The 19,603-nt window shown below is 64.3% G+C and carries 19 protein-coding genes; 7 read left to right on the top strand and 12 right to left on the bottom strand.

Annotated features, from left to right (window positions below; genetic code table 11):
* Positions 1-93 precede the first annotated feature (93 nt).
* Positions 94-1,047 carry an NAD(P)H-dependent flavin oxidoreductase gene (locus tag GFS60_RS34275; protein ID WP_159928946.1) on the top strand — a complete coding sequence of 318 codons (954 nt, stop codon included), beginning with the start codon at positions 94-96 and terminating at the stop codon, positions 1,045-1,047.
* Here GFS60_RS34275 and GFS60_RS34270 read toward each other — a convergent pair.
* The 3 genes from GFS60_RS34270 to GFS60_RS34260 form a co-directional block, all read right to left on the bottom strand.
* Positions 1,040-1,666, bottom strand: coding sequence for a TetR/AcrR family transcriptional regulator (locus GFS60_RS34270; protein WP_159929164.1), 627 nt, complete (start codon positions 1,664-1,666; stop codon positions 1,040-1,042). The two genes, GFS60_RS34275 and GFS60_RS34270, sit on opposite strands and share 8 nt — an antisense overlap.
* A gap of 78 nt (positions 1,667-1,744) precedes the next feature.
* Positions 1,745-3,895, bottom strand: a complete 2,151-nt coding sequence (locus GFS60_RS34265; RefSeq protein ID WP_159928944.1) for a 3-hydroxyacyl-CoA dehydrogenase NAD-binding domain-containing protein — start codon at positions 3,893-3,895, stop codon at positions 1,745-1,747.
* A 17-nt stretch (positions 3,896-3,912) separates the two neighbouring features.
* Positions 3,913-5,124, bottom strand: a complete 1,212-nt coding sequence (locus GFS60_RS34260; protein WP_159928942.1) for an acetyl-CoA C-acetyltransferase — start codon at positions 5,122-5,124, stop codon at positions 3,913-3,915.
* Between the two features lie 179 nt (positions 5,125-5,303).
* Between GFS60_RS34260 and GFS60_RS34255 the strand changes: the two genes are divergently transcribed.
* From GFS60_RS34255 to GFS60_RS34240, 4 genes are all read left to right on the top strand, one after another.
* Positions 5,304-6,350, top strand: a complete 1,047-nt coding sequence (locus GFS60_RS34255; protein ID WP_159928940.1) for an LLM class F420-dependent oxidoreductase — start codon at positions 5,304-5,306, stop codon at positions 6,348-6,350.
* Between the two features lie 262 nt (positions 6,351-6,612).
* Positions 6,613-7,944 (top strand): C40 family peptidase, encoded by a 1,332-nt coding sequence (locus GFS60_RS34250; protein ID WP_159928938.1) that lies wholly within the window; start codon positions 6,613-6,615, stop codon positions 7,942-7,944.
* Between the two features lie 226 nt (positions 7,945-8,170).
* Entirely contained in the window at positions 8,171-8,773 is a 603-nt protein-coding gene (locus GFS60_RS34245) for a TetR/AcrR family transcriptional regulator (protein WP_159928936.1), read from the top strand.
* Between the two features lie 221 nt (positions 8,774-8,994).
* Positions 8,995-12,369 (top strand): serine/threonine-protein kinase, encoded by a 3,375-nt coding sequence (locus GFS60_RS34240; protein ID WP_159928934.1) that lies wholly within the window; start codon positions 8,995-8,997, stop codon positions 12,367-12,369.
* Between the two features lie 119 nt (positions 12,370-12,488).
* Here GFS60_RS34240 and GFS60_RS34235 read toward each other — a convergent pair whose 3' ends face one another.
* The 3 genes from GFS60_RS34235 to GFS60_RS34225 form a co-directional block, all read right to left on the bottom strand.
* Complete coding sequence (locus GFS60_RS34235; protein WP_159928932.1) at positions 12,489-12,860, bottom strand: DMT family transporter; 372 nt, start codon at positions 12,858-12,860, stop codon at positions 12,489-12,491.
* Between the two features lie 5 nt (positions 12,861-12,865).
* Positions 12,866-13,180: a DMT family transporter gene (locus tag GFS60_RS34230; protein ID WP_159928930.1), complete on the bottom strand. Its 315-nt coding sequence runs from the start codon at positions 13,178-13,180 to the stop codon at positions 12,866-12,868.
* 163 nt (positions 13,181-13,343) lie between these two features.
* A complete protein-coding gene (locus tag GFS60_RS34225) occupies positions 13,344-14,276 on the bottom strand; it encodes an alpha/beta hydrolase (protein ID WP_236603653.1) in 933 nt (310 codons plus the stop codon).
* Positions 14,277-14,778: 502 nt separating this feature from the next.
* On the opposite strand from GFS60_RS34225, the gene GFS60_RS34220 reads away from it, so the two are divergent.
* Positions 14,779-15,021, top strand: a complete 243-nt coding sequence (locus GFS60_RS34220) for a DUF3263 domain-containing protein (protein ID WP_159928928.1) — start codon at positions 14,779-14,781, stop codon at positions 15,019-15,021.
* Positions 15,022-15,309: 288 nt separating this feature from the next.
* On the opposite strand, the gene GFS60_RS34215 is transcribed toward GFS60_RS34220, so the two are convergent.
* A complete protein-coding gene (locus GFS60_RS34215; RefSeq protein ID WP_201453700.1) occupies positions 15,310-15,573 on the bottom strand; it encodes a hypothetical protein in 264 nt (87 codons plus the stop codon).
* Positions 15,574-15,883: 310 nt separating this feature from the next.
* A complete protein-coding gene (locus GFS60_RS38825; RefSeq protein ID WP_169693034.1) occupies positions 15,884-16,060 on the bottom strand; it encodes a hypothetical protein in 177 nt (58 codons plus the stop codon).
* 229 nt (positions 16,061-16,289) lie between these two features.
* Between GFS60_RS38825 and GFS60_RS34210 the strand changes: the two genes are divergently transcribed.
* Positions 16,290-16,790, top strand: coding sequence for an N-formylglutamate amidohydrolase (locus GFS60_RS34210; protein ID WP_159928924.1), 501 nt, complete (start codon positions 16,290-16,292; stop codon positions 16,788-16,790).
* Positions 16,791-16,802: 12 nt separating this feature from the next.
* Here GFS60_RS34210 and GFS60_RS34205 read toward each other — a convergent pair whose 3' ends face one another.
* The 4 genes from GFS60_RS34205 to GFS60_RS34190 form a co-directional block, all read right to left on the bottom strand.
* Positions 16,803-17,354 carry a hypothetical protein gene (locus tag GFS60_RS34205; RefSeq protein WP_159928922.1) on the bottom strand — a complete coding sequence of 184 codons (552 nt, stop codon included), beginning with the start codon at positions 17,352-17,354 and terminating at the stop codon, positions 16,803-16,805.
* 171 nt (positions 17,355-17,525) lie between these two features.
* Entirely contained in the window at positions 17,526-18,263 is a 738-nt protein-coding gene (locus GFS60_RS34200; protein ID WP_159928920.1) for a hypothetical protein, read from the bottom strand.
* Positions 18,260-19,111 carry an RAMP superfamily CRISPR-associated protein gene (locus GFS60_RS34195; protein WP_159928918.1) on the bottom strand — a complete coding sequence of 284 codons (852 nt, stop codon included), beginning with the start codon at positions 19,109-19,111 and terminating at the stop codon, positions 18,260-18,262. The genes GFS60_RS34200 and GFS60_RS34195 overlap by 4 nt, the downstream gene beginning before the upstream one ends.
* Positions 19,108-19,548, bottom strand: a complete 441-nt coding sequence (locus GFS60_RS34190; RefSeq protein ID WP_159928916.1) for a hypothetical protein — start codon at positions 19,546-19,548, stop codon at positions 19,108-19,110. Before GFS60_RS34190 ends, GFS60_RS34195 begins: the two co-directional genes overlap by 4 nt.
* Between the last annotated feature and the right edge of the window lie 55 nt (positions 19,549-19,603).

The following is a 19,603-nucleotide window of genomic DNA, read 5'->3' as shown; positions in this document are numbered from 1 at the left end:
GCTTGATTTTCAACCTAGCATGCGCCATCGCCGCTTTCTCGGCATTTACTTAGGTGCACACCTGCCTCTCGTGTTTCTCGCAAGGAGTCTGACGTGTCCATTTCCGAAGCGTTGGCGAATCGATTGACCGTTCCGTTGATCGCCGCCCCGATGACGGAGGTATCCGGCCCCGACCTGGTGATCGCGGCGTGCCGCGAAGGCGTCGTGGGATCGGTGCCCACCCACAATGCGGCCACCACCGGCGAACTCGACCACTGGCTCACCCGCATCGAGACGGCCGTGAGCGAGGTCCCGAGGTCTGCGCCTTTTGCGCCGAACCTCGTGGTGCACCGATCGAACCGGCGACTGCGCGAAGACCTCGCGTGCCTGGTGGATCACGGCGTAGAACTCGTCATCACCAGTGTCGGGTCCCCCGAGCCCGTTCTCGCCCCCTTGCGCGCGATCGGATGCCAGGTCTACGCCGACGTCGCGACGTTGCAGCATGCGGACCGGGCCATCGCCTTGGGCGTGGACGGGTTGGTGCTCCTGACCGCGGGTGCCGGAGGCCAGACGGGCTGGGCAAACCCGTTCTCCTTCGTCCGCGCCGTCCGCGAGCGATTCGACGGCACCATCGTTCTGGCCGGCGGGATCAGTGACGGCGTGGCGTTGCATGCCGCCCAGGTACTCGGCGCCGACCTCGGGTACATGGGAACGAAGTTCATCGCCACCGACGAAAGTCAGGCCGACAACGACTATCGGCGCGCGCTGGTCGAGGCGAGCCTCGACGACGTCGTCCTCTCGACCCAGGTTGGTGGCATTCCGGCGAGCCTGCTCAAGTGCTGGGTCGATCGGCAGGCCGGAAACGCCGCCGAACATCCCGCATCCGAGGGTTTCCGCCAGGACCGATTGCTCAGCAACCGCACGGCGTGGAGTGGTGGGCACAGCGTGTCCGGGGTGGACGCGGTCCTCTCGGTCGCCACGCTCATCGAGAGGACCGCCCGGGAATACGAGTTATCCCGCGCCAGAGCGGTGGCGCGGGATAACTCCGCCGTACAGGCCCTCACGTAAGCAGTTCTCGCGCCATCAGTTTCCACTCGTGCAGGTGCGGGTCGGTGGCGGGATCGCGCGGATCGAGCGCATAGGTCAGTGCGGCACCCCGCATCGACGTGTTGAGTTGTTCGCGTACCAACTCGTAGCGCGGTCGTGCGCACAACTCGCTTCCGAAGAACGCGTCGGTCGTTGCTCTCACGAGTTTGCCCAGTCGGCGCTCCTCCGGTAGCAGCGCTTCGCGTAACTTGTCGTTGGCTCGGGAGGCGAGCCACAACTCGGTCGCTGCCCAGAAGTACGGCTGGTGGAAGGTGGGCCACATGATCTCGACCGCCCAGTCGATGCGCTCCGCGGGATCTTGCGGCCAATCCTCGCGGTGCCGCATGTCCTCCATCCGCGCCGTCGCGAGATGTTGGACGGCGGCGACGAGCAGTGCTTCGCGTGAGGGAAATTGGTGTAGGAGTCGGCCACGGGAGACTCCGGCCTCCTGTTGGATCCGCAACGTGGTGGCGGCGGAGTAGCCGTCCCGGAACAACACCGCCACGGCGGCGTCGAGTATCTGCCTGCGCGTGATCGCCGTCCGTTCTTGCTGGGTGCGCTTGACCGAGGCGTCACTGATCGACACCGACATCAGCTCCATCCGTTCGGAGAAAAGGGCCCTCAACGGGGTTGGCACCACTGCCCACAGTGGTGCCAACCCCGATCGTAAATGACGCCGTTACTCGTAGGTCTCTCCACGTTCGGCCTTGGCCACCAGTGAGGCGGGCGGCTCGAAACGAGTGCCGTACCGGGACGCGAGTACGCGTGCTCGCTCGACGAACGCCGCGATCCCACCCGGGTAGCCGTTGATGTACTGGAGGACGCCTCCGGTCCACGCCGGGAACCCGATACCGAGCAGGGATCCGACGTTGGCGTCGGCAACCGAGGTCAGTACCCCTTCGTCGAGGCAGCGAACCGATTCGAGGGACTCGACGAAAAGCATCCGTTCCTTGAGATCGTCGAACGGGATCTCGGTGCTCCCCGACTGGAATGCGTCGCGCAGCCCCAGCCAGAGGCCGACGCGGCTGCCCGACTCGTCGTACTCGTAGAAGCCGCCACCGGTCGACCGACCGCGACGATCGAGTTCCTCGACCAGCCGGTCGAGTACGGCCTCCGATCCGTGCTCGACCCAGACGCCGCCGTCCGCCTCGACCGCCGCACGGGCTTCCTGCCGAATCTTGCGTGGCAGGGTCAATGTCAGCTCGTCGAGCAGTTGCAGCGGGGGTGCGGGATAGCCGGCCTGTGCCCCCGCTTGCTCGATGATCACCGGTTCGATTCCCTCCCCGACCGCGGCGGCCGCCTCGTCGAGGAACTTGGTGATCACGCGGCTGGTGAAGAAGCCGCGGCTGTCGTTGACCACGATCGGGGTCTTCTTGATCTGCTGCGCGAAATCGAAAGCCTTCGCCAACGTTGCCGGCGCGGTGTGTGCGCCAACGATGATCTCGACCAACGGCATCCGTTCGACCGGGGAGAAGAAGTGCACACCGATGAAGTCTTCCTTACGGTCGACGCCTTCGGCCAACGTGGTGATCGGCAGCGTCGACGTATTCGAGCCCAGCACCGCGTCGGGGGCGACGACGTCCTGGATCGACTTGAAGACCGCCTGTTTGACTTCCACGCTCTCGAAGACCGCTTCGACGACGAAATCGACATTCGCGAAGTCGGCCGGATTGTCGGTCGGGGTGATGCGGGCGAGCAGCGCGGTGGACTTCTGCTCGGTCGTTGTTCCACGAGCGAGGGCCTTGGCCTCCAGTTTTTCGGCGTAGGCCTTTCCTTTTCGAGCCGACTCGATCGAGACGTCCTGGAGCACGACGTCGATTCCTGCCTTGGCCGAGACGTAGGCCACCGCGGCACCCATCATCCCGGCGCCGATCACGCCGACCTTCTGCGCCGCGAACTTGGGATGCCCCTCCGGTCGGCTTCCGCCGGCTTTGATGCTCTGCAGGTCGAAGAACTGGGCCTTGATCATGTTCGTCGACACCTGACCGGTGACGAGGCCGACGAAGTAGCGTGTCTCGATCTGTGCCGCCGTGTCGAGGTCGACCAGTGCGCCCTCGGCGGCGGCGGCGACGATCGCCCGTGGCGCCTCGAGGGGTGCTCCGGCCACGGTACGGCGCAGATTCGCCGTCACCGCCGGGTTGAGTGCGGTACCGCCGGGGATCCGGAACCCCTTCCGGTCCCACGGCTGTACACCGCCATCCGGGTTGTCCTGGATCCACTTCTTGGCTGCGGGAACGAGTTCGTCGGCGCTGGCCACCAGCTCGTCGACGAGGCCGAGCGTCTTCGCGGCCGCAGGATTCAACGATTTGCCGGTCAGCAGCAGGCTCGTCAGGGCCTTCTCGAGGCCCAACATGCGAACGGTCCGGGTGATGCCACCGACCCCGGGTAGCAACCCGAGCGTGACTTCGGGCAGTCCGAAGATCACCGATTTCGAATCGACTGCGATGCGGTGGTGCGTGGCCAGGGTGATCTCGAGGCCGCCGCCGAGGGCTGCGCCGTTGGCTGCTGCCACCACCGGACGGCCCAGGGTCTCGAGTCGGCGGAACTGGGCCTTGATCCCGTTGGCGAAGTCCGTGAACTTGACCGCGTCCTGTGCGGTGGCCCGGACCAGGTCGTTGAGGTTGCCGCCGGCGAAGAAGGTCTTCTTCGCCGACGTGATCACGACACCGGTGACGGATTCCCGCTCCGCCTCGAGGCGGTCGAGGATCGTGCCCATGGACTCGACGTACTGGGAGTTCATGGTGTTCGCGGACTGGCTCGGGTCATCGAGGGTCAGCAGCACGATTCCGTCCGAATCCTGCGACCAGGTGATGGTTGATGTTGCGCTCATGTTGTTGCCGTTGCCTTTCAGACTCGCTCGATGATGGCTGCGATACCCATTCCGCCACCGACACACAGGTTGATCAGCGCGCGCCGGGCGCCGCGACGCTCCAACTCGTCGACAACCGTTCCGACGAGCATCGCGCCGGTCGCCCCCAACGGGTGTCCCATGGCGATCGCACCGCCGTTCACGTTGAGCTTCTCGTCCGGAATCGCCAGATCCTTCTGGAATTTCAGGACCACCGACGCAAACGCCTCGTTCAATTCGAACAGGTCGATGTCGTCGACGGTGAGTCCGGCGACATCGAGGGCCTTCAGCGCCGCCGGGGTGGGGGCGGTGAGCATGATCGTGGGGTCGGCCCCGGTGACAGCCGTCGCGACGATCCGGGCTCGGGGGGTGAGGCCGAACCGTTTGCCGGCCTTCTCGTTGCCGATCAGCACCAGGGCGGCGCCATCCACGATGCCGGAGCTGTTGCCGCCGTGATGCACGTGGTTGATCCGCTCCACCGACGTATACTTCTGCAGCGCAACAGCATCGAATCCGCCCTGTTGGCCGAGTGCGGCGAAGGAGGGCTTCAGTGACGCCAGCGACTCGACGGTGGTACCGGGGCGGCGGTGTTCGTCGTGATCGAGCAGGGGGACACCGTTGAAGTCTTTGACCGGAACGACCGACTTGGCGAAGTAGCCGCCGGTCCAGGCGGTCTCGGCGCGGGCCTGCGAGCGGGCCGCGTAGGCGTCGACGTCCTCGCGACTGAATCCCTCGATCGTGGCGATCAGGTCCGCGCCGATGCCCTGCGGAGCGAAGTGGAGATCGTATGCGGTCGTCGGGTCGTTGAAGAGGGCACCGCCGTCACTGCCCAGCGGTACCCGCGACATGGACTCGACACCGCCGGCGATGACGAGATTTTCGAAGCCCGACCGCACCTTCTGTGCAGCGATATTCGTTGCCTCGAGGCCCGATGCGCAGAATCGGTTGATCTGCAGGCCGGCCACGGTCAGAGGCAGGCCGGCTACCAGGGCGGCGGCCCGGGCGATATCGCCGCCCTGCTCGCCGACCGGGGAGACCACACCGAGCACAATGTCGTCGATGTACCCCGGATCCAGGTCCGGAAACCGTGCGCGCAGTTCGTCGATCAGGCCCACCACGAGGTCGATCGGTTTCACCGAGTGCAGACTCCCGTTCTTGCCCTTACCGCGAGGCGTGCGAATCGCCTCGTATACATATGCCTCTTCAGACAAGGCAACTCTCCTCGAATCGTGAACGAATCCCCTGGGGAGGCGATTTTTGAGATGCGCGGAGCCACAGAGGACGGAAGTGAAGAACCTGCGATCGGCTACTGTCGCCGACCGTTCGCTCACGGTATCGTCCAACCAACATCCGGTCAACCCTGACTGGATATTGGAGCGTAGGAGTTCGAATGCTGATCGACGGCAATATCGGCGGGTCCATCGACGGGACGGGAGGTGCGAACCTCGACGACATACGCGAGCAGGTGGAACTGGCCGAGCGGGCTGGCTTCGACGGGGTGTGGTCGACGGAGGTCAGCCGCGACCCCTTCCTGCCGCTCCTCCTCGCCGCAGAGAACGCGCCCCGACTCCACGTGGGCACCGCGATCGCAGTAGCATTCGCACGCAGCCCCATGACGCTGGCCACGGTCGCCAACGACATGCAATCCTTCAGCTCGGGGAGATTCACACTCGGACTGGGCTCACAGATCAAGCCGCACATCGAGCGTCGGTTCAGCATGCCCTGGTCCGCGCCGGCGCCGCGGATGCGGGAATTCGTCAATGCGCTCCGCGCCATCTGGGACAGCTGGCAGAACGACACACCCCTCGACTTCCGAGGCGATTTCTACAGCCACACCCTGATGACACCGATGTTCCGACCTCCGCGTAACGAATTCGGCCCTCCCCAGGTGATAGTCGCCGCGGTGGGCCCGCAGATGACGTCCGTCGCCGCCGAGGCCGCGGACGGGATGCTCGTGCACGGCTTCACCACGGAACGATATTTGCGGGAAGTGACCGTGCCGCAGATCGAATCGGCGCTCGCCAAGGCCGGAAAGACCTTCGAGGATTTCACATTGTCCTATCCCGGACTCGTCGTCACCGGATCTGATGAACGGCAGTTCGAGGAAGCGGCAACCGCGGTGCGCAAACAGATCGCGTTCTACGGGTCCACGCCGGCGTACCGGGCGGTCCTCGACCTCCACGGTTGGGGTGACCTGCAGACCGAGCTCCACCGGCTGTCCAAGCTCGACGACTGGGAGTCGATGACACGGCTGATCGACGACACCGTCCTGCGCACCTTCGCGGTCGTCGGCGAGCCCGAGGCGGCCGCGGCCGAGATATCACGCCGCTTCGGCGACATCATCGACCGATTCACCCTGTACACCCCCTACGGCCTCGACGCGGCGACACGGGGCGCTGTGGTCTCCGGAGTGCACAATCGGCATACCACTCCCTGATCCGCGACGGTGGAGCTCGTCCGTGGTGATCGCGCCGGTGAGGCCATCGCGACTTCTTCGGCGTCCTGGCCGTTGAGCGGTCGAGGTCGATTCGACAAGCGCGGCTCGGCTGCAGGCGAAGTACCGGTACGACACCGTGGGAATCTCCCTAAAGGTGGACCCTTATCCCCAAATGGTGTGAGGAACATGATCGCCCGGTCGGCGAGACTTGAATCACATCAGAGGTTTTCACACGGTTGGGTCACAGTACGGGAGGAAGTAGATGTCGGTCGATCCTTCGGCGATCATCGTCGCAGTCGCCACAGCATTCGGCGGCGCGATACACGGATCGGAGGCCCCTCCCGCCTTGAAAGACTATGGCACCCAACAAGTACAACAGATCACCGATGCCGCACCCGCGATCGGGCAACAGGTCAACGACGCCGTCGAGCAGCTACCGCCCGAGGCGCAAGGCGCAGCACAACAAGTAATCACCGATACCGCGGATGCAGTCCAGGAAGCGATAGAAACCTACGCGCCACCACCCGAGAGCGCCTCTCCCCCACCGGAGACCACCGGCAACACCACCGGCGAGATTCCTGTCACCGAACCCGAACCCGATGGGACAATCCCCGAATACGGGGACACCGTTGAACGATTCGACTCGACGCCGCTTGCCGTCTCGGAGATCTCCCACCTCCCCACCGTGTCCGACGCCTCCACCCGGTCAGCCTCACAGCTGGGGGCGATTGCAGTATTCGTCCCCTGGTTTCAGAAGGCAGGAAGTATCTGCGACGGCATCAAGGCTCCTGTCCTGGCGGCCTTGTACTCGGCGGAAAACAACTTCCGATACGGCGCCTCGGCGCCCGTGTCTCCGGATGGCGCCCGTGGTCCCGGCCAGTTCATGCCCGGCACCTGGGCAAAGTACGGGCGGGACGCCGACGGCGACGGAAAGGCGGACGTGCTTGCTGTCGGCGACTCGGTCATGGCGTCCGGGCATCTGCTCTGCGACATGTACGAGGAGATCGATTCTTGGAAGCAGGCCGGCATCGTCTCAGGTGACGTGCTGGACCTGACGCTCGCCGGATACAACGCCGGCGTGGGAGCGGTCCGCCGATCGGGCGGAATGCCCTCGGGGCTTCCTGATTACGAGAATCAGACAAAGCCCTACGTGGCGAAGATCCGGGCAGCCGAATCCAGGTTCGCGTCGATCCTCGCTCCCGGGCCCGGAGACTGGGGAGGGGTCGGCGGCAGGATCGTCGAGGCCGCACTGCGTTATATCGGTCTCCCCTACGTCTGGGGCGGCGGCAACGTGAACGGGCCCTCCGGTGGCGGTTTCGACTGTTCCGGACTCACCTCCTACGCCGTACACGCCGCAACCTCAGAAGGTGTATCGCTACCTCGCACCTCCGAAACCCAATGGAACATCGGCACCGAGATTCCCGTTGCCGACGCCAGACCAGGCGACCTGCTGTTCGGCAACTGGGGCCCGGCCGGCCCCGGGCACGTGGCAATCTACCTCGGCAACGGCAAAATGGTGCACGCTCCCACCACAGGCGACGTCGTTCGTATCGCGCCCGTGTTCGACGAGATGAAGGCTCGGCGAGTGGTGTGAGTCTGCGTCGACCAGCGCTGTTCGGAGTCGCCACTTCATCCGGTACAGCAAAACCGACATTGCCGCACCCGGGATCTGCATCCGCCGCGGATTCGACCACACCGCGGAGCACGCATCTGCCGCACCGCGGAGACAGCGCGATCATCGACTCGGGGAATGCGGGTGTGGCAGACGAGTTCGACGATCCCTGCGGCCTCGCACGGTCGCACCGGGAAGGAGCGGATTCATGACGACCGTACGTCCCGCTCAGGGCCCCGGCCGACCCGGTTACGACCTCGATTCCCTCCTCGCCGTCACCGTGAAGGTCTTCAACGACAGGGGTTACGAGGGCACCAGCATGGAGGCCTTGGCCGAGCGGCTGGGAATCACGAAGTCGTCGATCTACCATCACGTGTCAGGCAAGACCGAACTGCTCGAGAGAGCGTTGGCGCGAGCACTCAACGCGCTCTTCGCCCTCACCACCGAACAGCAGGCCACCAGCGGCCGACACATCGACCGCCTCGAGTACCTCGTCCGGCGCACCGCCGAGATCCTGGTCGCAGAACTGCCCTACGTCACCCTCCTGCTGCGCGTTCGTGGGAACACTCCCGTGGAACGCCGCGCCATCGCCCGTCGACGGGAATTCGATCTCTTTGTACGCGACCTCGTCGTCGGGGCCGCGGAGGAGGGAGACCTCCGGCCAGGCATGGATCCCGCGCTCACCGGCCGCCTTGTGTTCGGCATGATCAACTCGCTCATCGAGTGGCACCGGCCGCGAGCTGGAGGATCAGCCGAGGATCTCGCCGAGGCAGTCCTACGCCTGACCTTCGAGGGAATGCGCCGTCGGTAGCGGCTGACAAGATGGGATCTGCCGCCACCCCCTGCTGTCCACTCGGATTTGGGAACAGCACCGAATCGCACTGGGTTAGCATGTGAGTTAAATCACACTGGTTGGAGGTGCGCATGAACCGCTCGCTGGCGGACTTCGCCCCGAATGCCGAGGCCCACAGTCGCGGAACATCCTCTGACCTGCTGCAATAGGGTAGAAGTACATAGAGGATCGAGCCACCGATGGACGAGTTCGACGAAGTCGACCTGCCGAATACTCAGCGCGATGTGAGCCGCGATATCGCCACCGAATTGGAGATGGCCGGACTCGAGAATGCGGAGGAGGTCGGACGCGGAGGATTCGGGGTGGTCTATCGCTGCACCGAGCGTTCCCTCGATCGAACGGTCGCCGTCAAAGTGCTGACCTCCGATGTCGGACCCGACGACCGCACCCGCTTCGTACGAGAACAACGCGCCATGGGCAAACTCTCCAGCCATCCCCACATCGTCCAAATTCTCCACGTCGGCGTCACCACGAACGGCTCCCTCTTTCTCGTGATGCCCTACCACGAACACGGTTCTCTCCAAACCCTGCTTCGGCAGAAAGGCCCCTTCCCGTTGCCCACAGTGCTCGGGATCGGAGTGAAACTGGCCGGGGCTCTGGCGGCCGCTCACCGCGAGGGCATCCTCCACCGCGACATCAAACCCGCCAACATCCTGATCACGGGATACGGCGAGCCGCAACTGACCGACTTCGGCATCGCCCGGATCGGGGGCGATTTCGAAACATCCGCGGGCAGCATCGTCGGTACCCCCGCCTTCACCGCCCCTGAGGTGCTCAAGGGCCAACCTCCGAGTCCCGCGTCCGATGTATACGGTCTCGGTGCGACGCTGTTCTGCCTGATGACTGGACACGCCGCCTTCGAGCGGCGCACCCGGGAAGGGGTGGTTGCCCAGTTCGTGCGGGTCACCAACCAACCGGTCCCCGACCTGCGTGAGCACGGTATTCCCGACGACGTATGCACCGCCATCGAACACGCCATGGCGGGCGACCCCGCCGATCGACCGGCATCGGCCGACGCATTCGGAAACGAGCTTCGAACGGTCCAACTCTTGCACGGGCTGAAGATGGATGCGATGGCGATGCCCGCCGATCCGTTCCGAGCCACCCCGCCCCCGCCCGGAACCGGCGGGGCACACTCGGAGACGACCCCGGCAGCAATCCCGAACACCCCGCCCACCGCCGCCACAAAATTTCGTCCCCCGACCTCGGCTCGGCCGTTGGTCGAGCGCCGACGACTCCTCGAGACCCTCCGCGCCGGCGCTGGGCGGCGCCTGACAGTGATCCACGCGCCCGCAGGTTTCGGTAAGAGCACCCTGGCCTCCCAATGGCGGCACGCTCTCATAGCCGAAGGAATGCCCGTCGCCTGGCTCACCATCGACCGCGATGACAACAACGTCGCCTGGTTTCTGTCGCACCTGGTGAAGGCGATCCACACCGCGCTGCCCACGATCGCGCCCGACCTGGAGCGCATCCTCGAAGATCACTACGAAGATGCCGCGCGCTATGTGCTGCCCACGTTGATCAACGACATCCACGACGGCGGCACCGCGATCTCCATTGTGATCGACGACTGGCACCGAGTGACCTCTTCCGACACTGTGGCGGCAATGGACTTCCTACTCGAGAACGGATGCCATCACGTCCAGGTGATCGTCGCAACACGATCCCAATCCGGGCTCCCGCTGAGCCTCATGCGAGTACGCGATGAACTCGTCGAGATCGGGCCGACAGCAATGCGATTCGACACCGCCGAATCCAGGGCATTCCTCGTCGACGTCAACGGACTCACACTCGACGACCAGGAAGTGAGCAGCCTTCGAAGCTCGACCGACGGGTGGGTCGCGGCGCTGCAACTGGCGTCCCTGTCACTACGCGGGCGCAGCGATCGCATGGACTTCATCGCGCATCTTTCCGGAGGCCACCATGCCATCCACGAATATTTGGTGGAGAACGTCCTGAGCACGCTCGAACCGACGATCCTCGAGTTCCTCCTGTCCACCGCCGTCACGGAGAAGACGTGCGGTGACCTCGCCGGCATGCTGACACACGTTCCATCCGGCCAAGAGATGCTCGAGGAAGTCGAACGTCGAGACCTGTTTCTGCAAAGCATCGATGACGACAGGGAGTGGTTCAGGTATCACCACCTCTTTGCCGATCTCCTTCATCGCCGCCTCGAACGCCTCCATCCGGGCCGTCGCGAAGAACTCCACCGGATCGCCGCGCACTGGTTTGCCGACCACAACATGCTCAGCGAGGCTGTCGACAACGCGCTTGCCGCCGGCGACACCGCCCACGCGCTTCGACTGGTCGAGGACGGCGGAATGACACTCATCGAGGACTCGCGGATGACAACCCTCCTCGGCCTGGTCGCCAAACTTCCCCCGAACCTCGCTGTGACAAGTGCCCGACTCCAACTGAACATCGCCTGGGCGAACATACTGATGCAGCGACCACGACAGATGAGAGCTGCACTCGATCTCTTCGATGCCGCACTCACGAACACCGACGTAGACGATGCCGCAATCCACGCCCTTCGCGTCGAAGCTGCCGTCGTCCAAGCATCCGGCAAACTCTTCGCCGATGAGATTGCAGGGGTACAGGAACTCGTCACCGATTGCTTGCGCCACCCTGAGACGGTGCGGCCCTTCCTCGCGTCGGGCGCCGGCAGCATCGCTTCCTTCGTGGCCCTCTACACATTCGACTTCGATGCAGCGCGCCGTTGGCAGGACTGGGCCGCCGCATATCATGCGCAAACCAGCGGGCCGTTCAGTGTGATGTACGGATACTGTCTGGCCGGCGCAGCGGCATACGAACAACTCGACATTCCTGCGGCAGAAAACTACTTCCGCTCCGCCGTAGCGATGACCGGGAAATCTGGGGTTCACGCCCATGCGGCTCGACTCGCCGGGGCCCTGCTCGGAGCGCTCCTCTACGAGATGGGCAAGATCGCAGAGGCCGAACAACTGCTGGACGAAAGCTACAAACTCGGTTCCGAAGGCGGCGGTCTGGTGGAGTTCATGCTCGCCACCTACGGCACCGGATCACGGGTCAAAGCCTCACTCCGACATCATGCGGAGGCAGAAAATCGGCTCGACGAGGGCGCCAGAATTGCCGAATCGCTGCGGCTGCCACGTCTGGCCGCACGGATGGTCAACGAGCGGATCCGCACAGGGCTTCCCGTCGGCGACGAGATCCGCACGCGGTTGATGGCGTTGAAGGCGTATCGCCCGCAAGCAGACGGGATCGCCACCATCACATCCGAACTCGACGAAGATTCGTCGATAAGACTGCTACTCCGCGAGGGTTCCCCCGAGGAGATCGAGCATGCCTGCGGGCGGGCGAAGGAACTCGTACTCAGCATCGAAAGTCAGGCCAGACCCCGAGCGCTCATCCGCGCGAAACTGCTGTTGGCGATGTGCTTGTCGGTCGCCGAGCGGTTCGCGGAAGCGCGCACCGCGCTGGCTCCGGTCGCGGCGAAATGCACGGAGCTCGGACTTACCCAAATACTGTTGGACGAGGACGCACGCATCGCCAACCTACTGGCCTCGACCTGACAGCACACACGTAATCGTCCAACCGGAACAATCGGCGAGAAGACCGCCCACGATCGGCTTCCCTCCGCGCGGGGATCGCTCGCGCACCATCACAAGGCCCACGCCGTGCGAGATTGAATTCAGTCGCACTCCACCGATTGCGGGGCGGCCGCAGACACGGTAGGCCTGGAACCACGATCCGCCTCCATGTTCAAAATGACCACACCGGCCATGATGCATATCAATCCAGCCACTCGTGCGACCGACACAGCATCACCGAACAGCAGCACGCCCACCACCGCAATAGAGGCGGTGCCAATTGCCGACCACAACGCGTACGAGACACCGAGAGAGAGCGATCTGAGCGCCTTCGACAAGAAGAAAAATGAAAGGAGGTATCCAGCGAGAACCCCGACCGTCGGAAGCGGCCGCGTGAACCCGTCAGTTAAGTGAAGACCGGTTGTGGCAAAGATTTCCACGACAACCGCACCCATGAGGTAGAACCAACCCATGGCAACTACCCTCCAAAATTCATCGCGACGATACCGACGATAGTGAGAGCCAGACCGGCAACCTTGCCCCGTGAGAGGCGTTCTCCATGGAAAAGGACGCCGAGTGCAACCACCGCCGCCGTCCCCAGCGCCGACCACAGCGCGTACACAACGCCGATGTCAATCTGCCTGACCGCATTCGCCAACAGAAAGAACGCTCCCCCATAGAGCACCAGCACCGCCGCAGATACCCGAAATCGGGTGAACTCATGCGTGAGCGGCAACATACTCGTAGCCGCAACCTCGAGAACAATCGCTATAACAAGCAACAGCCACGCCATTGAAATCGATTCCCATCCGTCGTGAGGATTTGGCGACCCTTCCACGCAAATCGCCCTGTGCGACTCGTGCCGAAAATGTTGCTCACACAGACCTGCTGTTCACATCGCGCTAGCAATCTGCCGTACAGGATTCAATCCCAGAGCACGCCCGTACCGACTTGTGTCAAGCGATCTCGCGGTCCGAATCGAGAGGGTCAGGTGCGGAATCGCCGCTTCGAACGGTGGTCACCGCGCGAATGAACTCCGCTACGTGCTCAATTGCCCTGCGCGCCTCGGGCAGAAGATCCGCAGCCACATGAAAGACGTGGAACTGGCCGTCCCAGATCTCAAGGGCGACGGGAACCCCGGCATCGGTGAGGCACTCGAACATCAACCGCGCATCGGGATACAGCATGTCTCTGGATCCGACCTGAAGTAGTACCGGCGGGAGCCCGCGCAAGTCTGCATTGACGGGAGACAACGGCAGTCCCGAAACGCCACGAGTACGGCGCTCCACGCGCTCGGTGAGGGCGGTCAGCGCCATCAGCGCAGAACTGGGAAGGATCGGACATCGTGCAGACGCGGGATGCTGCAACTTGACGGTCGGGTCCAAGTCGGTGAGCGGTGATAATGCGACCAGACCGGCCGGCCTCGGCAGATCCAGGTCGGAGAGTGCCAGTGCCACCATGAACGCGAGATATCCGCCAGCGGAATCGCCGGCGATGACGATCTGGCTCGGGGAGAATCCACGTGCAAGCAACCAGCGATAGCCGGCGAGCCCGTCGGCGACGGCGTCCCCTATTGCATGCGTGGGCATCAGTCGGTAATTGACACTGAGCACGCTGGCATCGGCTGACTGCGATATCCGAGAAGCGAGACGACGATGCGTATTGAGGCCACCGGTCAGGAACCCCCCGCCGTGAAGGTAGAGGACCACACTGTGCAGGTCGGCGTTGTGCGCCTGGATCCAATCCGCGTCACAATCCGTCAAACGCACACGACGATGCCCGACCCCATCGAGCGCGGGTAGCACACGTGCGGCCTGGTCAACCACCCGCGCGGCCCAACGTGCGCTCGGAATATGCGCCCACACACCGAGCGCCGGCTTGACGGTCACACGCAACGCGTGTGTCAGGAGCTTTGACTGAATGCTGTTGCCAGGAAAGAAGCTCGAACGTGTCAAGAAATCCGATTCGGTCCCCACCCTTCGTGAGTGGTTCCCTCCCACAACGCCAACCCCCTCCCCGGGCTGTTCCACCGAGCTGACGGCTGACATCGGAACTCCAAACTTCCAGGGATGAACATGCCGGGATTCGAGGCACATAGACCCAAACGCCGTACCAAGACATCTCTCAAGATATGGCTCACGTCACCCGACCGGACTCCCCCTGAGGGGGAAAAACACTCCCCAACAGGGGGATCCTTCCTGCAAGGAGTTGCAGTCCATTCCGCGCGCTGGTGCACTAGACAGATCGAATAGTCTCGCGCACTCGGTAGGAATTTCACACAACACTCCCTTTCTGGCGACAGTCTGACCGGTTCCGGGCACCCTCCCGAAACAACTCGGTCGGGAAGAATCTCTCCACGTTTGTCCAGGTATGACGGTTGGAGGTAGCACCGTGATCGACGACTCTGCCATCGAAGACATGAGGATCATCGAGTTCGCGCGCCGATGGCTTCCCTACGGCGGTGGCACAACCGGCGACCTTCTGGTCGAGTTCGGCATGACTCCAGCCTGCTACATTGCGAGACTGAACAGCATCCTGGCAGGACCGACAGCCAACCAACTCGATCCCACCTTTCGCGACGACCTCCGTCGTTTCGTGTCCCTACGCGCCTCACGGCCCGCCCCGACGGCGTAGAACGGAGCCCGGCAACGGGACATGCCGCGGCGGGGCCGACGGCCGGACCGTGCTGCCCCACATGCACCTCGCTGTCCCGAGCCTGATTCGGCGGTTAGCCGACCGCCGACATCGTCAGCGAGTCCCGCGACGTGTCCCTGACACATCCCGGCGGCTTCGAAACGACATACTCACTGCATCAATGGTTCGCGTCGTGGACAGGGTGTATCAACACCGACCGCTGAGGTCGTTCTCAACGCCAGGAAACGACGAACCGATCGACCGCAGAGAATTGTGCCGGAGAGCCGCCTAAGCGCTCTGTGCTACCTCTCGCCGTCCAGCACTCGATGCCGATGAACTCGACCCCGAAATCTTGACCGCGCACAGTTCGAGCAGACCACGCCTTGTTGCGAATTCGACTCCGTCGAGCGCGCGCGCCATCAGTATGGTCTGGAGACGCCGGTAGAACACTGCAGGGAGGAGTCCGAACTCGGGAAGGATGTGCTCGTCTCCGCCTCCGTAGGGCGCCCAGCGCAGGGCAAAGGTAAGCATGGCGACTTCATCTTGAGTCATGGTCACTCACATTTCGAGAATCAGGTGGACTGCGGAGAACTTGAAGCAAACCACTGCTGAACGCGTGTGACAGTCCCCCTCAGGGTTATCTCCGTACCCCGTTCGAGATATGTTCTGAGTCACAGCAATGACGTGACGCTAAACATCGCCGCAACTGGCGCGTGAAACCTGCTGCCACACAGAATCTGTGCAGCATCGGCCGACAGGAGCGGTGGCGGCCGCGACACGTAGAGGTTGGATGCGCCCGCCACTGTCGGCCGTCGCGTCTGTCGTGGCGAGCGAATAGTTGGCGTAGGTCGTCGCCGTCTGGTCAGTACCGCAGGACCCGAGCCCGGACGTGCGAGTACCGCTCGAGCAGGGCGATCAACTCCGCGTCGGAAAACCTCATCTCCGGTAGCGGGCGAGCCGCAACCAACGCGGCGTCGGCGGCGATGATTACCGCCCGGTCGAGGCGGCATGGAAAGGGGAAACGGCCGGGGGACGTCATCGCGCACCGACTCGATCACCGCGTCCCCGCCGTCGATGCTCACGATGACGAACTCCGAGGTGGCGCCGGTATGCACCTTGACGCGGTCACCCACATTCACCGGCCCAGTCCTTCCGTTAGGGGACCTGTCATCACTGCAGGTCAAACCCCGTTCTGCAGGATCGGGCGCCGGTCGGACTAATCGCCGTCACCCCGCGGGCCGGGTATCGGCGGCCCGTACCCTTGCCCCATGACCGCTGATCCCGGCAGCATCCGAGCCGACGGCCACCAGGCGCTGCCGAACCTGGCCGTACAGGATGCTTCGGCGGATCCCCACATCATCACAGCGGCGGCTCGCACCGGAACGGACCTCGAGCTGCGGATTCACACGTCCATCGCACCGTTCGACGTCGCGGCCGAGAAGTGGTTCCCCGCGGCGGCCGGGTTCGCCGTCACGGTCATCGTCCACACCGTCGACGCGCAGACGGGCGTGGCGCGAGATCTGCCGCCCGCGGAGGCTGCCGAGTGGGCGCGGGCGATCTTCTCAACCGTCGACTCCGCGCACGGATACTTCCTCGGCGCCGTCGACCCAGGCACCGGCAGCCATCGACGCGGGCAGCTCGCATACCGCCTCTACCTCGATACCGACCGCCAGGCGATTCCCGTGCCTCGACAGGTCGTCTCCTGCCCGCACTATTTGCTCTCTGCCATCGACGGCAGAGAGCAGATCACTATTCCGACGACGGCCTGATATTGCCCTCTCCTAGCGACGTGATGCCGATGGCGACATCGCATTGACTACCACGTAGCCGACAGCAGACAGGAACAGAAGAACGAAGAGCCCCACAGCCATCGGAATCGACGCAGCAGCGCGGGTAACACCGTCCCCGATCACGACACCAACCGCGATCACGGCAGAAGCCAGAACCGGCACTCTGATCACCCATTTAGGCACCCGCAGGCCGTAATACCCACGCGTACCTGAGGGTTCGTTCCTCACGGTCGAGCGGACGGATACCACTACTGCTACGACCACAGCAAGAGCAAGGAAGACCACGACGCGGTACAGCTCGATGTGCCGGGCGATCTGCCAGAGAGAAGTCGCCTGCAGCACCACCGCCAACGTACCGACACCCGCACTACCCGCATACAGAACGATGTTGTCCTCCGGGATCGCAGCCGTCCATAACCCGACAGCGATCACGGTCAGCAAGACTGACGCCAAAAGTACTGCGCCGGCGAACAACCAGTGGCTAAACGACCAGTCCGAGTAATGACTGACCGCGACATCGGAATTCGAGTAGGGAAACAACATCAATCGCCTTTCCGTCGAGGGAGTACGGTGCGCGCGCTTCGCCTCACGCTATCGGAAATCAAGCCGACAAGGCTCGTTCGAAAACGAGCAAGATCCGTCGACTTTCACAGCTCGACAGGACAACTCACACCATCGCACCCTTCGCCAGCAGATCAGTTTCGCCCGGCAGCCTCAGGTCGCCGGCAACAACACCTGTGCACGACAGGCGGGGTGCATATACGGCGGTCGCAGCCCCATCTGCCCGGCACCACCGGTCCGCACGTCGCCCACGTCGTTCAGGCAGGCCGAGGGTGCGGTGCGGCCGAGGCGGCCGTCCGGGTGCAGGTGCGCGAACTCCCACCGGGCGGCGTCCGGTTCTTCGGTGATCTCCCAGGACAGGACGTGGCCGTGGCCGGCGCTGCGCTTCTTTCCGATCGACACGACGGGTCCGAGCAGCTCGGCGACGACGGTCGGGTCGCCGACCGCGCGCCACACCAGGTGCCGGCAGACGGTCAGCGGCAGCGGCATCACCCGCGAGCGGTAGCGGCCCTGACGTTCGGACACCAACGCAGGCAGCTGATCCGACATCTGGCCGAGCGCCCGCTGATCCGGGCGGGCGGACCAGTACTGCACGTGCGGACCCGGGATCTCGTCCTCCGGGTAGGCGAATGTCGCCGCCCAGTGCCACCCGTCGGCACCGTCGCCGGGGCAGCGGGCCAACGGCAGGTCCAGGTCCTCCGGCACGGTATCGAGGCTGTACGGCTCGTAGTCGGTGCCCGCCGCCCGCGCGGCGGCCTTCGTGTTCTCGCGGATCTCCGAGGCGAGCAGGCCGTCGAGGCTGATCCCCCACGGCACCCCGTGCGCAACACCCGCCGCCATTCGGGCACGGACGAGCAGCGGCACCATCCCCGCAGCCATCTGAAGGGTCATGCCGGGAGTGCGAGCAGGGTTTCCAGGGCCTCAGAACGCCGGGAGGCGACGATCTCTCGCCAATCGACCACCGGGGCACCCCCGGCCTGGTCAGTGATGGTGGTGGCGATCTGGCCGTGCCCGATCCCGGTGCGCCCGCCGAGCCAGCCCGACCGGGTGAACTCGGCCAGGACGTCGGCGGCGAACGCATGATCGAGGTCGGAGCCGCGGACCAGTTGTACCCATGATTCGAACCGGGAGCCTGGGGCGAGGGTTTCGATGTCGTACCGCATCATCGGCGACCCCGACCCACCCGTCTCGGCCTCGGGATCGACAGTGGTGCCGGCGTGGCCGGCGGTCACATCGTCGAGGTGTGAGTACGACTCGAGGGCCTCGATGTCGAACCGGGACGGGATCGGCCCCTGATACTCGCGGCGCAGGATCGGGGTGGCTTCGGTGACGATCGGCACCACATGGCCAACCCGCAGGCAGCCGTCGATCGGAGCGGCACCGACGGCGCCGCCGAACACACTCAGCAACGGCACCAACTCGCGAAGCTGGTGCAGGCGGCGGCCGGTGATCGGTTCCGCCTGCGTTTTCACGATCGCGCCGCCGTTGCGGAGGGTGTGTGCGACCGCCAGCGGCAGCGTGCCTTCGTAGTCGAGGACGTCGCGTAGAAGTTCCTCGCCGATTCGGCGCAGTACGCCGCGGAAGGAGTTGCCGGAGATGACCGGGACCAGCTCGACCGACCCGTCGGGCTGGATGATTTTCATGCGCCGGCCGATCGCGGTGGTGCCGATCAGCTCCCCGCGGTGCGAGATCGGCGAGCGGGCGGTCATCTCGATCTCCCATATTCGGGTCACGGTCACGACGCCAACCCGTGCTCGGTGCGGGCGGCGCGGACCGCGTCGGCGACGATCCGGGTCCGCAACGTCAGGGCGGTCGTTTGATCGCGCATCACCTGCAGCACCGGACGCGCCTCGCTCGTCAGCAGGGTGGCCAGTTCGGAGCGTTGCTCGTCGGTGCGCGGGGCAGAGCCGAGCCTGGCGGCGGAGGCGGTCCACCACTGGTGCAGGTTGATGCTGTTGTAGGTGGCCAACCGGACCCTGGTGGGCAGCAGGTTGTCCCAGTAGTCACCGCGGCGGGCGGCCACCCAGTTGCTGTCGGACCAGTCGATTCCGTAGTGCAGCAGCAACACCACCCGTTCCGCCACCTGCGCGGCCGGGTCGGTCAACGGTGGAAGCTGCCAGGCCGTGGCCAACCACCGGTTCGTGACCGAAAACCTGTTCTCCCCCACCGTGTTCATCACACTGATCCTAGAGAAGAACCGGGGTTTTCTCGAGTCCAGATCTCTTCGATCC

Source organism: Rhodococcus sp. WAY2 (assembly GCF_009859915.1).
In the GTDB taxonomy this organism is placed as follows: Bacteria; Actinomycetota; Actinomycetes; order Mycobacteriales; family Mycobacteriaceae; genus Rhodococcus_F; species Rhodococcus_F oxybenzonivorans.
Note: the sequence above shows the minus strand (reverse complement) of the source record. Positions and strands in the feature narration are given on the sequence as shown.

Bases quoted from the DNA above. Each gene is read 5' to 3' on its own strand.
- GFS60_RS34255 (WP_159928940.1), top strand. From the start codon at position 5,304: ATGCTGATCGACGGCAATATCGGCGGGTCCATCGACGGGACGGGAGGT.
- GFS60_RS34230 (WP_159928930.1), bottom strand. From the start codon at position 13,180: ATGGCGTGGCTGTTGCTTGTTATAGCGATTGTTCTCGAGGTTGCGGCT.
- GFS60_RS34250 (WP_159928938.1), top strand. From the start codon at position 6,613: ATGTCGGTCGATCCTTCGGCGATCATCGTCGCAGTCGCCACAGCATTC.
- GFS60_RS34235 (WP_159928932.1), bottom strand. From the start codon at position 12,860: ATGGGTTGGTTCTACCTCATGGGTGCGGTTGTCGTGGAAATCTTTGCC.
- GFS60_RS34190 (WP_159928916.1), bottom strand. From the start codon at position 19,548: ATGAACACGGTGGGGGAGAACAGGTTTTCGGTCACGAACCGGTGGTTG.
- GFS60_RS34245 (WP_159928936.1), top strand. From the start codon at position 8,171: ATGACGACCGTACGTCCCGCTCAGGGCCCCGGCCGACCCGGTTACGAC.
- GFS60_RS34270 (WP_159929164.1), bottom strand. From the start codon at position 1,666: ATGGAGCTGATGTCGGTGTCGATCAGTGACGCCTCGGTCAAGCGCACC.
- GFS60_RS34265 (WP_159928944.1), bottom strand. From the start codon at position 3,895: ATGAGCGCAACATCAACCATCACCTGGTCGCAGGATTCGGACGGAATC.
- GFS60_RS38825 (WP_169693034.1), bottom strand. From the start codon at position 16,060: ATGACGTCCCCCGGCCGTTTCCCCTTTCCATGCCGCCTCGACCGGGCG.
- GFS60_RS34240 (WP_159928934.1), top strand. From the start codon at position 8,995: ATGGACGAGTTCGACGAAGTCGACCTGCCGAATACTCAGCGCGATGTG.
- GFS60_RS34215 (WP_201453700.1), bottom strand. From the start codon at position 15,573: ATGACTCAAGATGAAGTCGCCATGCTTACCTTTGCCCTGCGCTGGGCG.
- GFS60_RS34205 (WP_159928922.1), bottom strand. From the start codon at position 17,354: ATGTTGTTTCCCTACTCGAATTCCGATGTCGCGGTCAGTCATTACTCG.
- GFS60_RS34200 (WP_159928920.1), bottom strand. From the start codon at position 18,263: ATGACCCTTCAGATGGCTGCGGGGATGGTGCCGCTGCTCGTCCGTGCC.
- GFS60_RS34210 (WP_159928924.1), top strand. From the start codon at position 16,290: ATGACCGCTGATCCCGGCAGCATCCGAGCCGACGGCCACCAGGCGCTG.